At 48.9% G+C, this 14,375-nt stretch carries 17 protein-coding genes; 2 read left to right on the top strand and 15 right to left on the bottom strand.

From position 1 onward, the window contains the following. Positions 1-24 precede the first annotated feature (24 nt). The 12 genes from KNQ12_RS08940 to aroQ form a co-directional block, all read right to left on the bottom strand. Entirely contained in the window at positions 25-831 is an 807-nt protein-coding gene (locus KNQ12_RS08940; protein ID WP_064300283.1) for a TlyA family RNA methyltransferase, read from the bottom strand. A 6-nt stretch (positions 832-837) separates the two neighbouring features. Then, complete coding sequence (dxs, locus tag KNQ12_RS08935; RefSeq protein ID WP_214747619.1) at positions 838-2,724, bottom strand: 1-deoxy-D-xylulose-5-phosphate synthase; 1,887 nt, start codon at positions 2,722-2,724, stop codon at positions 838-840. Positions 2,725-2,841: 117 nt separating this feature from the next. Continuing rightward, entirely contained in the window at positions 2,842-3,711 is an 870-nt protein-coding gene (locus KNQ12_RS08930; protein ID WP_214747616.1) for a polyprenyl synthetase family protein, read from the bottom strand. Further along, positions 3,708-3,929 carry an exodeoxyribonuclease VII small subunit gene (gene xseB / locus KNQ12_RS08925; protein ID WP_023467583.1) on the bottom strand — a complete coding sequence of 74 codons (222 nt, stop codon included), beginning with the start codon at positions 3,927-3,929 and terminating at the stop codon, positions 3,708-3,710. Before xseB ends, KNQ12_RS08930 begins: the two co-directional genes overlap by 4 nt. Positions 3,930-3,931: 2 nt before the next feature. Continuing rightward, positions 3,932-5,254, bottom strand: coding sequence for an exodeoxyribonuclease VII large subunit (gene xseA / locus KNQ12_RS08920; protein WP_214747613.1), 1,323 nt, complete (start codon positions 5,252-5,254; stop codon positions 3,932-3,934). Next, positions 5,251-6,084 (bottom strand): bifunctional methylenetetrahydrofolate dehydrogenase/methenyltetrahydrofolate cyclohydrolase FolD, encoded by an 834-nt coding sequence (gene folD, locus KNQ12_RS08915; RefSeq protein ID WP_214747611.1) that lies wholly within the window; start codon positions 6,082-6,084, stop codon positions 5,251-5,253. Before folD ends, xseA begins: the two co-directional genes overlap by 4 nt. Positions 6,085-6,153: 69 nt before the next feature. Continuing rightward, positions 6,154-6,558: a transcription antitermination factor NusB gene (nusB, locus tag KNQ12_RS08910; protein WP_023467580.1), complete on the bottom strand. Its 405-nt coding sequence runs from the start codon at positions 6,556-6,558 to the stop codon at positions 6,154-6,156. 120 nt (positions 6,559-6,678) lie between these two features. Continuing rightward, positions 6,679-8,031: an acetyl-CoA carboxylase biotin carboxylase subunit gene (gene accC / locus KNQ12_RS08905; RefSeq protein ID WP_023467579.1), complete on the bottom strand. Its 1,353-nt coding sequence runs from the start codon at positions 8,029-8,031 to the stop codon at positions 6,679-6,681. Between the two features lie 15 nt (positions 8,032-8,046). Next, positions 8,047-8,496, bottom strand: a complete 450-nt coding sequence (gene accB / locus KNQ12_RS08900) for an acetyl-CoA carboxylase biotin carboxyl carrier protein (protein ID WP_023467578.1) — start codon at positions 8,494-8,496, stop codon at positions 8,047-8,049. A 168-nt stretch (positions 8,497-8,664) separates the two neighbouring features. Then, positions 8,665-9,231 carry an elongation factor P gene (gene efp, locus KNQ12_RS08895; protein ID WP_023467577.1) on the bottom strand — a complete coding sequence of 189 codons (567 nt, stop codon included), beginning with the start codon at positions 9,229-9,231 and terminating at the stop codon, positions 8,665-8,667. Between the two features lie 35 nt (positions 9,232-9,266). After that, positions 9,267-10,331 carry a M24 family metallopeptidase gene (locus tag KNQ12_RS08890; RefSeq protein ID WP_023467576.1) on the bottom strand — a complete coding sequence of 355 codons (1,065 nt, stop codon included), beginning with the start codon at positions 10,329-10,331 and terminating at the stop codon, positions 9,267-9,269. Beyond that, positions 10,328-10,774 (bottom strand): type II 3-dehydroquinate dehydratase, encoded by a 447-nt coding sequence (aroQ, locus tag KNQ12_RS08885; protein WP_058713641.1) that lies wholly within the window; start codon positions 10,772-10,774, stop codon positions 10,328-10,330. The genes KNQ12_RS08890 and aroQ overlap by 4 nt, the downstream gene beginning before the upstream one ends. A gap of 156 nt (positions 10,775-10,930) precedes the next feature. Between aroQ and KNQ12_RS08880 the strand changes: the two genes are divergently transcribed. Further along, positions 10,931-11,863 (top strand): DUF1385 domain-containing protein, encoded by a 933-nt coding sequence (locus KNQ12_RS08880; protein ID WP_023467574.1) that lies wholly within the window; start codon positions 10,931-10,933, stop codon positions 11,861-11,863. 20 nt (positions 11,864-11,883) lie between these two features. Further along, positions 11,884-12,285: an SA1362 family protein gene (locus tag KNQ12_RS08875; RefSeq protein ID WP_023467573.1), complete on the top strand. Its 402-nt coding sequence runs from the start codon at positions 11,884-11,886 to the stop codon at positions 12,283-12,285. A 57-nt stretch (positions 12,286-12,342) separates the two neighbouring features. Here KNQ12_RS08875 and hpt read toward each other — a convergent pair whose 3' ends face one another. From hpt to KNQ12_RS08860, 3 genes are all read right to left on the bottom strand, one after another. Further along, positions 12,343-12,870: a hypoxanthine phosphoribosyltransferase gene (hpt, locus tag KNQ12_RS08870; protein ID WP_023467572.1), complete on the bottom strand. Its 528-nt coding sequence runs from the start codon at positions 12,868-12,870 to the stop codon at positions 12,343-12,345. A gap of 150 nt (positions 12,871-13,020) precedes the next feature. Continuing rightward, positions 13,021-13,443 carry a transcriptional regulator MntR gene (gene mntR / locus KNQ12_RS08865; protein WP_035398709.1) on the bottom strand — a complete coding sequence of 141 codons (423 nt, stop codon included), beginning with the start codon at positions 13,441-13,443 and terminating at the stop codon, positions 13,021-13,023. Positions 13,444-13,467: 24 nt separating this feature from the next. Further along, positions 13,468-14,298: a lipoate--protein ligase family protein gene (locus KNQ12_RS08860; protein ID WP_023467570.1), complete on the bottom strand. Its 831-nt coding sequence runs from the start codon at positions 14,296-14,298 to the stop codon at positions 13,468-13,470. Positions 14,299-14,375: the final 77 nt, after the last annotated feature.

The raw sequence follows: 14,375 nt of genomic DNA, 5'->3' as shown, positions 1-14,375 counted from the left end.
CCGTCCTCGTTTTCATCTGTTCGTTTAAAGACTAGCATGTGCTTGCTTGACTGTCTCTGTCGCATGGACAGATGGATCAAGTCCTGGTTGACCAAGGCGCGCATGCAATAAGAACTCGATGTTCCCCTCTCCACCGGTAATCGGCGAATAGTCGAGCTGTTTCACATAGAACCCTTGTTGAATGAAGAATTCAACCATCTCCTCGAGGACGCGGACATGAATCCGTTCATCCCGCACGATGCCTTTTTTACCGATATCATCACGCCCCGCTTCGAATTGCGGTTTGACGAGCGCCATGACATCTCCTCCTTCGACGAGGATCGTCTTCAGAGGTGGAAGCATCAACCGTAACGAGATGAATGAGACATCGATTGTCGCAAACTGCGGCGCAACAGGGAACATGTCTGGTGTCGCATGCCGGAAGTTCGTTTTCTCCATCACCGTCACACGGTCATCCGAGCGAAGCTTCCAGTCCAGCTGATTGGAACCGACATCCAGCGCATACATATGTGCTGCTCCATTTTGTAAGGAGCAGTCGGTAAAGCCACCCGTTGACGATCCAATATCGAGACCTGTTTTACCCGTGACATCGAAATCGAATACTTGAAGTGCCTTTTCCATCTTGAAGCCTCCACGACCGACATAAGGCATCAACTGACCTTTGACGTGCAGATCGATGTCCGATTTGACCTTCTCACCGGCCTTCTCTAATCGTTCCGTACCACTAAAGACCAGTCCAGCCATGATCGATCGCTTTGCTTTTTCACGCGTTTCAAACAAACCGCGCTCGACGAGAAGAACGTCGAGGCGGATTTTTTTTACATTTTCCATGAATCGTCACACACTCTGTTTCTTTCCTTGATTGACGAAAGCGCGTACTTCTTCTGCGATTTGTCCAGGTAATAATCCGATTTCTTCCAGTAATTCGTTCACACCGCCATGCTCGATATACCAATCTGGAATACCAAAGCGTTTGACGCGTGGGAATGCTTCCTGCTCGTTCGCATGCTCAAGGACAGCTGATCCGAATCCACCTTTTAAGACGGCTTCTTCGAGCGTCACGAGTGGAATGCCTTCTGCGTAAAGGGCATTCAGCATCTTCTCATCAAGCGGTTTGATCGTCCGAGCATTGATGACACGAACCGACAGTTCGTCTGCTAGGAGATCCGCGATTTTGAGCGCATCTTGTACTTGTGGTCCAAACGCAAGGATCGCGACGTCCGTTCCTTCACATTCGACTTCCCATGTATCAAGCGAAATTTCATGCAGTGTCTCGTCCATTGGTACACCGATACCTTCTCCACGTGGGAAACGAACGGCGATTGGTCCTTCATATTTGACGGCCGAATAGAGCAAGTGTTGCAGTTCGTTCTCATCCTTCGCCATGACGATCCGGATGTTCGGTACGTGACGCATGAAGGCAATATCGAAGACGCCTTGGTGTGTTTCACCATCTGCGCCAACGAGACCTGACCGGTCAATCGTAAACGTCACATCTAGATTTTGACGAGCCACGTCGTGAACAAGCTGATCGTATGCACGTTGGAAGAAGGTCGAGTAGATCGATACGACAGGTTTCATGCCTTGCGTCGCTTGACCAGCTGCGAACGTCACAGCATGTTGTTCTGCAATCCCGACGTCAAACATCCGCTCTGGGAATTCTTTTTCAAAACAATCGAGTTTTGAACCGACGCTCATCGCTGGCGTGATCAACGTCAGTTTTTCATCATCGCGTGCCATCTTTGTTAAAGTATCCGCTACCGTAAAGGAGTAACTAGGTGCTTTTGATTTCCCTTTGATGACTTCGCCAGACTCCATCTTGTACGGTCCAAGACCATGCCATGTGCCGACACCATCGAACTCTGCCGGACGATAGCCTTTCCCTTTTTTCGTGATGACATGAAGCAGGACAGGACCTTCTTCTTTTTTCACGTAATTGAGCTGTTCGATTAAATCATCAAGATCGTGCCCATCGACCGGACCATAATAGTTGAAGCCGAGCTCTTCAAAGAACATGCCAGGAACAAGTGCGCCTTTAACAGCTTCCTTCAACTTCTCGCTTCCTTTTTCAAGACGTCCGCCAATGACCGGAATCTTTTTGATCAACGTTTCAAGCTCGTCTTGGGCAAAACGCACTTTACGTGATGAACGAATTCGTCCAAGCATTTGATGCATCGCCCCAACGTTTGGTGCAATCGACATCTCGTTATCGTTCAAGATGACGATGACGTTTTGTTGTTCTGCTCCAATATGATTCAATGCTTCGAGTGCCATACCACCTGTCAAAGCACCGTCACCAATGATCGCGACTGCACGATCACTCTTACCGCTCAGTTCGTTCGAAACAGCAATCCCCATTGCTGCTGACAAGGACGTCGAGCTGTGTCCTGTCTCCCAGACGTCATGCACACTCTCATTGCGTTTCGGGAACCCACAGAGTCCTTTGTGCTGACGGAGCGTATCAAACTGGCTTGCACGTCCTGTCAAAATCTTATGCACGTATGCTTGGTGCCCGACATCCCAGACGAACTTGTCATTCGGACTGTCGAATTCACGATGCAACGCAAGCGTCAACTCGACGACACCGAGGTTCGGTGCCAAGTGTCCACCTGTCGTCGCTAATTCTTCAATCAAAAAGCGTCGAATATCGCCTGCGAGTACTTCGAGTTCGGAGACCGACATACGCTTTAAAAATGACGGATCCTGTATTTCTGTCAATTTCATACCTTACCGCCTCTTTTCCTTACAATCTTATAGGGTTTGTACCCTACATTGTACTAGAACAATCTATCGAGCGCCATTGTCAGCATAGAAAAAGACGACGCAGATGCGTCGTCCTGCTTAATGGTCGCGCTTGACCACGAAGTCGAGCAGTTCCTTAAGTGTCGTCGCTTCGACTGATAATGCATCAATCGCTTGTTCCGCTGCTTCCACCTGAGCTGTCAGTGCGCGTTTCGCTCCTTCAAGACCCAGTAATTTTGGGTACGTTGCTTTTTCGTTCCCTTCGTCGCTACCGACCGGTTTGCCGATTTTTTCAGCATCGCCTGTTACGTCCAAGATGTCATCTTGGATTTGGAATGCGATTCCGAGATGGCGACCGTATTGCTTCAAGTGATCAAGATCCGTCGAGCTGACCGAGGCAAGCAAACCACCCGCTTCGACTGCAAAGACGAGGAGTGCTCCTGTTTTCCGACGGTGAATCGACTCAAGCTCCGCTACGTCATTGATGCCGCCACGCTCACCGAGCATATCGTCGAGCTGACCACCGACCATACCCGTAGCGCCCGCTGCTGTTGCCAACCGTTCGACAAGTGCAAGCTTCACTTCTGGCGAAGCTGGTGTCTCAAGAAGACAGCTGAAGGCGTTCGTGAGCAAGGCATCTCCTGCTAAAATCGCTGTCGCTTCATCAAAAGCGATATGATTCGTCGGACGCCCTCGACGCAGATCATCATCGTCCATTGCGGGAAGGTCATCGTGAATCAGTGAGTATGTATGAATCATCTCAAGTGCCGCAGCAGTCGCGTCACCTTTTGAACGATCGATGGAAAAAGCATCGAGTACCGCATAAATCAAGGCTGGGCGAATTCGTTTCCCACCCGCATCGAGTGAATACCGCATCGAATCGCGTAAACGATCCGGTGCGTCGAGTCGCTCCATGAACTCTTCCATTTTGTTTTCGACTTGTGTCTTCCACTCATTCAAAGCAATCATTGCGCTCCTCCTTTTTCCCGAAGCGTACCATCTTGCTCCAGGATTTGATCGAGTTTTTTCTCAGCAACGGATAACTTTCCTTGGCAAAGAGCCGTCAGTTTGACGCCTTCTTCATATAGAGCCATCGCTTGTTCAAGAGGAGCTTCGCCCTCTTCGAGTAACGTGACGATTTCTTCTAATCGTTCCAGTGCTTCTTCAAAAGATTGTTCCGTCTCCATTCTTACTCCCCATCCTCTCGTTTAGCACGAATCGTTCCATCATGGAATCGGATATCGAACGAAGACGCTGTCAATGCCTTCGCGGAACGGACGATTTGTCCATCCTGTTCGACATAAGTATAGCCGCGCATCAGAACATGCGTCGGACTGACGGAGTCGAGTCGCGCGAGCACATGACGCACTTGTTGTTGCTTGGATTGCAAGAGTCGACGCACGATTTCGAGTCGACGCCGTGATTGTTCAATCGTCGCTCGTTGTTGCACGAAGCGATCCCGCATCGGCACACGCATTAAGCGTGTGTCAAGACGCTCCACCTGTTGCTGGTGTTGCGCTACTACTTGCTTGATCTCCTTTTGGAGTGACATCTCTGCCCGGTCCAATTGTTCCTGCTTCAGTCCGAGTAGGACGCGTGGTGATTTCAGACCATAGCTCGCAGCAAGCCGTGTCACTTGCTCTTGTTTACTTTTGAGGAGTTGTGCATACGTTCGTTCTAAACGTCGCTCTACATCCTGCACCCGTCGAGTGAGTGCCTCTGCTTCCGGAGTGACGAGTTCTGCCGCTGCCGTTGGTGTAGCAGCACGAACGTCGGCGACGAAATCACTGATCGTAAAATCCGTTTCGTGACCGACAGCAGAGACGATCGGAATGCGGGATTCAAACACGGCTGTCACGACAGACATCTCATTGAATGCCCACAGCTCCTCAATCGAACCACCACCACGACCAATGATCAACACATCACAGGCAGCATGCTCATTCATCAGCTGAATGGCACGACTGATTTGTGGTGCCGCGTCCGCTCCCTGTACAAGGACCGGGGCGAAGACGATGGCTGCTTGCGGATAGCGGCGCCGGAGTGTCGTTGCGATATCATGAAGCGCTGCTCCTTTTGGCGACGTGATGATTCCGATGCGCTCTGGAAAAGCTGGCAACGATTGTTTGATTGCTGGATCAAACCAACCACGCTCTTCAAGATCCACCTTCAAGCGTGAGAACGCCTCATATAGCGCTCCTACACCATCTTCCGTCATCCGTTCGACATAGAGTTGCATCTCTCCAGAAGAGACGTAAACGGATAAGCGCGCGGTGACGACGACACGCATCCCATCGCGAACGTCTGCTTTGACTCGACTCGCATCCCGGGCAAACATGACGGCTTTCATCCGTGACTGCTCGTCCTTCAACGTAAAATAAAGGTGACCGGAAGAGTGTCGTTTAAAGTTCGACACTTCTCCCACCACCTGGACTTGTTGCAGAAGGGCGTCGCCTTCTAGTTCACGTTTGACATAGTGGACTAAATCGGAAACGTGAAGAGGTTCGATCATCGCGCAGCCTCGATCGTGTTATGCAGTAGCATCGTGATCGTCATCGGACCAACGCCACCTGGAACAGGTGTGATCATCGATGCAACGTCTTGTACCGTATCAAACTCGACATCACCGACGAGTTTGCCATCGACACGGTTGACACCAACGTCAATGACGACAGCACCCGGTTTCACCATATCCGCCGTAATCAGCTTCGGTACGCCGACTGCGACGATCAAGATATCCGCTTGACGCGTCATCGCACCGAGATCTTTTGTCTTGGAATGACAAAAGGAAACGGTAGCCGATTCATTCAAGAACAACATACCGACGGGTTTACCGACGATTTGGCTACGACCGACGACAACGACGTGTTGACCGGCAATCGGTACGTTCATCTCTTTGACGAGATGAAGAATGCCGTTTGGTGTACACGGTAAAAATGTCGGTTCACCAATCATCATTTTCCCGACAGAGACAGGATGAAAACCATCGACGTCCTTTTCAGGAGAAATCGCAAAAATGACTTTACTCTCATCAATATGGTCAGGCAACGGCAATTGAACGAGAATCCCGTGGACACTCGCATCAACGTTCAGACGTTCGATCAAGTGAAGAAGCTCTGATTCCGTTGTTTCTGCCGGAAGTCGGATCAACTCCGAATCCATACCGATTTCCTTCGCCGCCTTTTCTTTACCACGTACATAGGACTGACTAGCAGGATCTTCGCCAATCAGGATGACAGTCAATTGCGGTTGAATCCGCTGTTCTTTCAGACGTGCGACTTCTTCTTTCAGCTTCATACGATATGAATGGGCTACCTGTTTTCCATCGATTACTACTGCCATGATTTGTCCACTCCCCCAAAAAGTTCGATTCACTCTTCTGTCTGTTTGTCTCTATTCGGTTTTACAATTTTATGAATTTTCTTTAACGACGCCTTGTGCGACCTTACCGAGAACACCGTTCACGATTTTTGTCGCTTCTTCGTCAGCGAACGCCTTCGTCAATTCAATCGCTTCGTTGATCGTCACTCGAACCGGAATGTTCGTTTCGAACAATAATTCGTAGACGGCTAAGCGAAGAATCGTCCGCTCGATGTTTCCGAGTCGTTCGAATGACCAGTTGACCAGTGCTTCTCGGATGTGTTGGTCAATCGTTGCTTTGTTCGTTTCGACACCGTTCACCAATTGCTCGACGAATGTGTCATATTCCTTACCTTCTACCGCGAATTCAATGGCCTCTTGTGCAGTCAGATCCGAAAGCTCCATTTGGAACAAAGATTGGACTGCGAGTTCGCGTGCCATGTGTCGTTTCATCATGATTTTGCGTGCTCCTTTTTTTGTCGTTCTCAATCAGTTAGTTTAGCACATTCCTCTTTTAAAAAACATAGAGAACGCCAAAAAAAGACGGGAGTTCGTCGCACAAACTCCCGTCCTGATTCAGTTAACGATCGTACCTTTTAGCTCACGCTCTGCGAATTTCGTCGTGAACGTCCCACGCCGGAATACCGGGTGACTGAGAACACGTTCGTGGAACGGGATCGTCGTTTTGACACCTTCAATCCAAAATTCAGCCAGTGCACGTTCCATCTTCGCACATGCTTCTTCCCGTGTTTCCGCATGGACGATCAATTTCGCGACCATCGAGTCATAGTACGGTGGAATCATGTACCCCGGATAGACTGCGCTATCGATACGTACGCCCATTCCGCCTGGTGTCACGTATTGTGTGACGCGTCCAGCAGACGGACGGAAATCATGATCTGGATCCTCGGCATTGATTCGGCATTCGATCGAATGACCGTGGAACTTGATATCCTTTTGTTTAACGGCAAGCGGATGATCGAGCGCGACTTGCAATTGCGCTTGAACGAGATCGAACCCAGTGATCATCTCCGTTACCGGGTGTTCGACTTGAATGCGTGTGTTCATCTCCATGAAGAAGAACTCTTCCGTCTCTTCGACGAAGATGAATTCGATCGTCCCAGCTCCTGTATATTGAATCGCTTTTGCGGCTTTTACGGCAGCCTCTCCCATCTTCAATCGTGTCGCTTCACTGACCGCAGGTGACGGCGCTTCCTCGATCAGTTTCTGCATCCGGCGCTGGACGGTACAATCCCGTTCACCGAGGTGAATGACATTCCCGTGACGATCGGCGAGGACCTGTACCTCGACATGGCGGAACTCTTCGATGAAGCGTTCTAAATAGACATCCCCGTTTCCGAAAGCTTGTTTTGCTTCACGGCGTGTCTCACTTAGCCCGTTGATCAGCTCTTCTTCCGAACGAGCGACCCGAATCCCTTTACCGCCACCACCTGCTGTTGCTTTGATGATGACCGGATAACCAATTTCTTGTGCCAGTGCGACCGCTTCTTCGTCCGTGACCGTTCCATCTGAACCAGGCACGACGGGCACTCCACACTCGATCATCGTCTTCTTCGCAACGTCCTTGATCCCCATCTGACGGATCGCATCCGACGTCGGACCAACGAACTTTATCCCGCACGCTTCACACATCTCAGCAAAATCAACGTTTTCTGCTAGGAAACCGTAACCCGGGTGGATCATCGTCACTTGACGGTTCGTTGCGACCGCGAGGATATTCGTAACGTTTAAGTAAGATGAAGCAGAACTCGCCTCACCGATGCAGTACGCCTCATCGGCTAAACGAACGTGTAAGGCTTCCTTATCCGCTGTCGAGTAGACAGCAACGGTTTGTATTCCAAGTTCCTTTGCCGCTCGAATGATGCGGACGGCGATTTCTCCACGGTTGGCAATCAATAATTTTTCCATGCTGTTCACCCCCGTTTACGGACGGATCCGGAAGAGTGGTTGACCAAATTCAACGAGATCTCCATCGGCGACAAGAATCTCGACGACCGTTCCAGATACTTCCGAGTTTAAGTTATTGAAGAGTTTCATTGCTTCAAGGACACAAACGATCTGACCCACTTCAATCTGATCACCGACTTTGACGTATGCCGGTTTATCTGGATTCGGACGCGAATAGAACGTTCCGACCATCAAGGCATTGATCGTGACCGTATCATCCGTAGTCACCTCTTCCTCGACTGGTGCTGCCGCTTGCTTCACAGGAGCTGGCGCCGCCACTGGAGTAGCAGGTGCTTGGTGCGAGACCGTTACTGTTTCTCCTTGTTTCTTCAACTTCAATTTATACGTATCCGTCTCGAGTGAGAGTTCATTTACACTCGACTGATCGAGCATTTCGAGTACTTGTTTCAACTGATCGATTTTCATCTGTCATTCTTCCCCCATCTATGCTGTATTCACAATTATTATACCAGGTGCTAATGCCTACTCAAATACTTATATTAACTGGTCATACCATTGGATGCAAGTCAAGCTGGATGAAAAAAGACGTCTCTCGACCTGATAAAAGGTGAGAGACGTCTTGTCGTTTCAATATTATCCGTTGTAACGACCTGTGAAATCACCTGTACGTGTATCAACCGTTACTTTTTCGCCTGCTTCGATGAAGAGTGGGACTTGAATGATATGACCTGTCTCCACTGTCGCATTTTTCTTGACGTTCGAAGCTGTATCACCCTTAACGCCAGGCTCTGCTTCAACGATCGTCATGACGACTGTGTTCGGCAATTCAAGACCGAGGATTTCGCCGTTGTAAACCGCGATTTGAACTTCCATGTTTTCAAGCAAGTATGGAAGAGCTGCTTCGACTTGTGCCGTCGTCAATTCCAATTGCTCATACGATTCTGTGTCCATGAAGACGTAAGTCTCGCCCATTGGGTAAAGGTATTGCATCTTGTTACGCTCGATGTGTGCACGCTCGACACGCTCACCACCACGGAATGTCATCTCTTGGATGTTTCCGTTACGGATGTTACGCATTTTCGTCCGAACGAACGCTGCCCCTTTACCTGGTTTAACATGTTGGAATTCAAGTACTTGCCAAATCATACCGTCTGAAGTCTTAATCGTTAATCCTGTTTTTAAATCGTTTACTGATACCATGAATGGTTCCTCCTAAAATGTCCCGTCACTCTGAATTAGAGAGTGATCAGTTCTTTTGGTGAAGACGAAAGAATTTCTCGACCTGTTTCCGTGATCAAAACGTCATCTTCAATCCGGCATCCGCCAACTTGCGGCACGTAGATACCTGGTTCGACCGTAACGATCATGCCCGGTTCAAGTTTCGTCTCAGAGCGGAACGACAAGCCAGGTCCTTCATGTACTTCTAGACCAATACCGTGTCCCGTCGAGTGACCGAAGTACTCACCGTAACCTGCTTCTTTGATGATATCACGTGTCAATGCGTCCGCTTCGATCCCAGTGATGCCTGGTTTTAAGCCGTCGACACCCGCTAGTTGCGCTTGCAAGACCGTATCGTAGATCTTCTGCAACTCGGCATTGATCGGACCGACTGCGACAGTCCGTGTGATATCTGAAACATAACCGTTCAAGAGCGCTCCGAAATCAAGCGTGACGAGTTCACCCGTCGCAATGACCTTCGAGCTGGCAACACCGTGCGGCAAGGCAGAACGATAGCCCGATGCCACGATCGTATCGAAAGAAGAAGACGTCGCTCCATGCTTCCGCATGAAGAATTCTAGTTCATTTGATACTTCAAGTTCCGTTCGTCCTGGTTGAATGTACGTCAAGATGTGTTGGAAGGTCGCGTCTGCGAGCTCCACCGCTTCCTTAATCATCTTAATCTCTGACGAATCCTTAATCAAGCGTAGGTTTTCAATGATTCCTGTCGTCGGAACAAGCTCGATTGCTGAAGCTTGATCGTATGCTTCAAAAGCACCGAGTGTCATCGCATCCTTTTCGACACCAACCGCGCGAACACGCGCTCCTGCCATCAATTCGCCCATCGTCTCTGGAATCGAACGTTCGATTTGAACGATCTCCATTCCTTTGACTTGGTCTGCCGCTTGCTCCGTGTAACGGAAATCCGTCACGAAGTACGCTTGCTCTTCTGTTACGAGACATGCACCGCTTGATCCCGTGAAGCCGGAAATGTATCGAATGTTCTCTGCTTTCGTGACGAGTAATCCTGGAAGGTCCCGTTCCTTTAAAGCTGCTTGTAACGCCTCGATCCGTTGTTTCATGATTGATTTCCCCCTTGTTCCGATTGTTGTAAAGCTTGGAGTGCTTCCGTTGCCAGACGATATCCCGTCATGCCAAGTCCAGCGATGACTCCTTGGCAGACGGCTGCAATCATCGAATGATGCCGGAAGGATTCACGCGCATGGACATTCGATAGATGAACCTCGATGACGGGTGCTTCGATCGCAGCAATCGCGTCACGTAACGCGATACTCGTATGCGTGTAGGCAGCCGCATTGAAGACGATACCGTCCGCTCCCCGTTCCTCGTGAAGAACATCAATCAATCGTCCTTCATGGTTCGATTGTTCAAACCGAAACTGAATGTTCGGAAAATAAGTGCGAAGGTCGTGTTCTAAGTCGGCTAATGTCGCCGTTCCATATGTATCCGGTTCGCGTGTTCCGAGTAAATTCAAGTTTGGTCCGTTTAATATCAAGACACGCAAAAAAACACCTCCTCGAATTCCTTTTCATTGTATCATAACCCGATTTCCGACTCCTAAAGATTACCTCGTTTTGACGAGTCGAACATAGTTTTTTTGTTGTAAATCAAGTACACTGACGATACACCTAATTTTAATGAAGACGGGATGCGTTCTATTATGAAAACGACTAATCCGCCGGTCGGTGGTCAAGCCATCGTCGAAGGCGTCATGTTCCAAAATGCGACCCACGCGGTCTCAGCGATTCGTCGAAACGATGAGTCGATCGAGACGTTCGCCCAACAAAAACCGGTTCGACCACGAATCGCTAAAGGCAAAAAAATTCCACTTCTACGTGGCTTGTTCGCTTTGATGGAGTCCTCAGCGAATGGTGCCAGTCATATGAACTTCGCAAGTGACCGATACGGTGTCAAACCTGGTGAAGAAGAGCCGGAAGAGACGACTGCCAGCCCTTTGACGAAATGGCTCGGCGTAGCTGTCGTCGGAGTCCTATCATTCTTTTTCGGTAAATTACTTTTTACGTTACTACCTGCTTTCCTTGCGTCACTATTCGATGTGTTCCCTGCTTTATCAGGACATGTCATTCAAAATGTCATCGAAGCAACAATCAAATTAACGCTTTTGTTCAGTTACCTCTACGTGATTTCATTGACTCCGCTCGTCAAACGACTCTTTCAATATCACGGTGCAGAGCATAAGGTCATCAACTGCGTCGAATCAGGACGCCCACTCACGGTCGAAAACGTTCGCGTCAGCAGTCGTCTTCATTACCGTTGCGGCTCGAGTTTCTTGATCTTCACCGTCATCGTCGGATTTTTCGTCTATCTGATCGTGCCAACGGATCCGCTTTGGTTGCGTCTCGTCTGCCGGATCGCTTTATTACCGGTCGTCATCGGTCTTTCATTTGAAGTGTTGCAGCTGACGAACAAAGCACAGCACATCAAAGGACTTCGCGTCATTGCCTTGCCTGGCCTATGGTTACAATACTTGACGACGAAAGAACCGGACGATGCACAGATCGAGGTTGCGATTTATGCGTTTGAAGCATTGGAAAAACAGGAACATAACCTACATGAGAATGCACTGGGTTAATCGATAACAGGGGTGATATTATGATCAGACAACGCATTGGTTCTACATTTGCACTCGTCGTGTTACTGTTCGCTTTTGTCGGCTTCGGATATAAACTCGTCAATAATCCAAGTAGTCTGTTTTCACAATTGCTGTTCTTCGGGATTACCGCCGGGATCATCTTCTTGCTCTTTAAGTTCCTGACTCGTAATCGAAGCGTCGGAACGGGCGCAAATGCTCAGTACCGAAAATCCGTCGCTCAATCAAAAAAAATGCATGGCTCTTCGAATTCTGTTCGCCGGACAGACTTTAAGAAAAAACCGGTCAAGTCTTCAAAAGCGCCGGCATCGAATAAAGTCAGACCGTTGCGGGATCGTTCAAAAGCGCCTCATCTGACAGTCATCGAAGGAAAAAAAGGCAAAAAGAAAAAACGTGCTTTCTAATTTCAGAAGTACATTAAAAAGGAGATTCGTCATGCGACGAACCTCCTTTTTTCGTGTTCAATCCGTTTCGACCCAACCGATATACGGTAGATTGCGATATTCCTCCGCACAATCGATTCCGTACCCAACAACGAAGTAATCCGGAATCTCGAAACCGACATAGTCTGCGTCGAGTTTTACTTCACGACGTGCCGGTTTATCAAGCAATGTACATACTTTGAGAACTCCGGGTTGATGCAATTTCATGTGATCACATAAGAAATGGAGCGTCCGCCCTGTGTCGATGATATCTTCGATGACGACGACATATTTCCCTTGCACATCGAGATCGAGATCTTTCTTCAACTGAACACGCCCGGAAGAGACGGTCTTTGTTCCGTAAGAAGAGCACGCGACTGTATCAATTTGAACGCTTCCTTTGATTTCGCGCATCAAATCGGCAGCAAAGACCATCGATCCTTTTAACACGACGACGAGAACGATTTGACGCCCAGCCGCATCTGCTTCGATCTGTTGTGCTAATTCACGAACTTTTTCTTTCAGTTGTGACTCCGACACTAATTTTTCTTTAATCGTGATTTCCATGACAAGGTGCGAACACCCGCCACCCCCTTCGTCCATTTTCAGGCTCAGTATAGCATATCCAACTTAAAATGCGCACTTTATCATAAAAATGTAATGGATCGTTCGTGTTTGAGAACTTTTTTTTAGCAAAGAAATATAAAAAAACAAGCCTCAATCTTCTGGATGGGCTTGTTGATAGCGATGCAGTTCCTCTTTCAAACCAGGACGTTCCGCAAAGAACTGAATCATTCCGTTAATCTTATCCAATGCTTCGATACTAATATGGTGCTCGATTCCTTCGACATCCTTATAGATCAGTTCTTCATCCACACCAACGAGACGAAGAAAATCTTCAAGCAAGGCATGTCGTTCCACGAGACGCTTCCCGATTTTGCGTCCTTTAGGCGTCAGCATGAGACCCCGATACTTTTCATAAACGAGGTACGTCTCCCGGTCGAGCTTTTGAACCATCTTCGTTACCGAGGACGGATGAACTCCTAACGACTCCGCTATATCCGACACGCGGGCATATCCCTTATCTTCAATCAGTTTATAAATTTGTTCCAAATAATCTTCCATACTCGGAGTTGGCACGACATCACCTTCCCATTTCATTCATTAGCGTTTCCAGTTCCACTCATCACTACGGTATTTCTCGGCAAGACGCTCAATCTCCTGCCACTGCTCACTCGTGAACGTCAACGGAACGAACGACAAATCAAGCGCCTCTTCGAAGCCTTTCGTGAACGCTTCTCGTACCTCGTCAAAGGCGACAGCGCGACCTGCTAGCTCATTCAAAGCGACAGCCTTTCCAGAGAAACGTGCCTTCATCCGTTCGCGCGTCGACTCATCATCATACAAGAAACAATCAAACAATTCACCTTCATCGACAGAGAGTGGGACCGAACCGTGCTGTAAGACAACGCCTTGATGGCGGACTTGTGCACTTCCTGCGACTTTCCGTTTTCCGACAGCGAGTTCATAATACGATGCTGCATCAAAACAGACGGCTGATTTCGGCTTCCGTAATTCTTCTTTTTCCTCTTCCGTCAGCGGAACGGAAAATTCGACCGGAATGCCGAGGTGATGGTATCCTTTGCGAATCCCTTCCGTCAACATCCGATAACTTTCGATGACCGTGCGTGGTAAACCTTCTGTATCTTCTGGGATGACGACACTGTATGTCAACTCGTCTGCATGCAAGACAGCGCGCCCTCCTGTCATCCGACGCACGATCGGAATCCCGAGCTCTGCAATCCGCTCTCGATCGATATCACGGGTTGCCCGTTGAAAATGACCAACACTTAATCCACGTGGTTCCCATGAGTAAAAACGAAGCGTCGGTGCGATCTCCCCCCGCCCGACGAACTGAATCAATGCTTCATCGATTGCCATGTTCATTGCCGGCTCCATCGCCGGCGTCGTCAACACTTGCCACTCTCTGTTCACTTGAGCACCCCCAAAACGTTTCCGTCTTAGTGTATCAAACCCATTCTCGGTCGCGCAATCACGAGTCGATTGCCGAA

The sequence above is a fragment of the Exiguobacterium sp. s11 genome, assembly GCF_018619015.1.
GTDB lineage: Bacteria > Bacillota > Bacilli > Exiguobacteriales > Exiguobacteriaceae > Exiguobacterium_A > Exiguobacterium_A indicum.
Note: the sequence above shows the minus strand (reverse complement) of the source record. Positions and strands in the feature narration are given on the sequence as shown.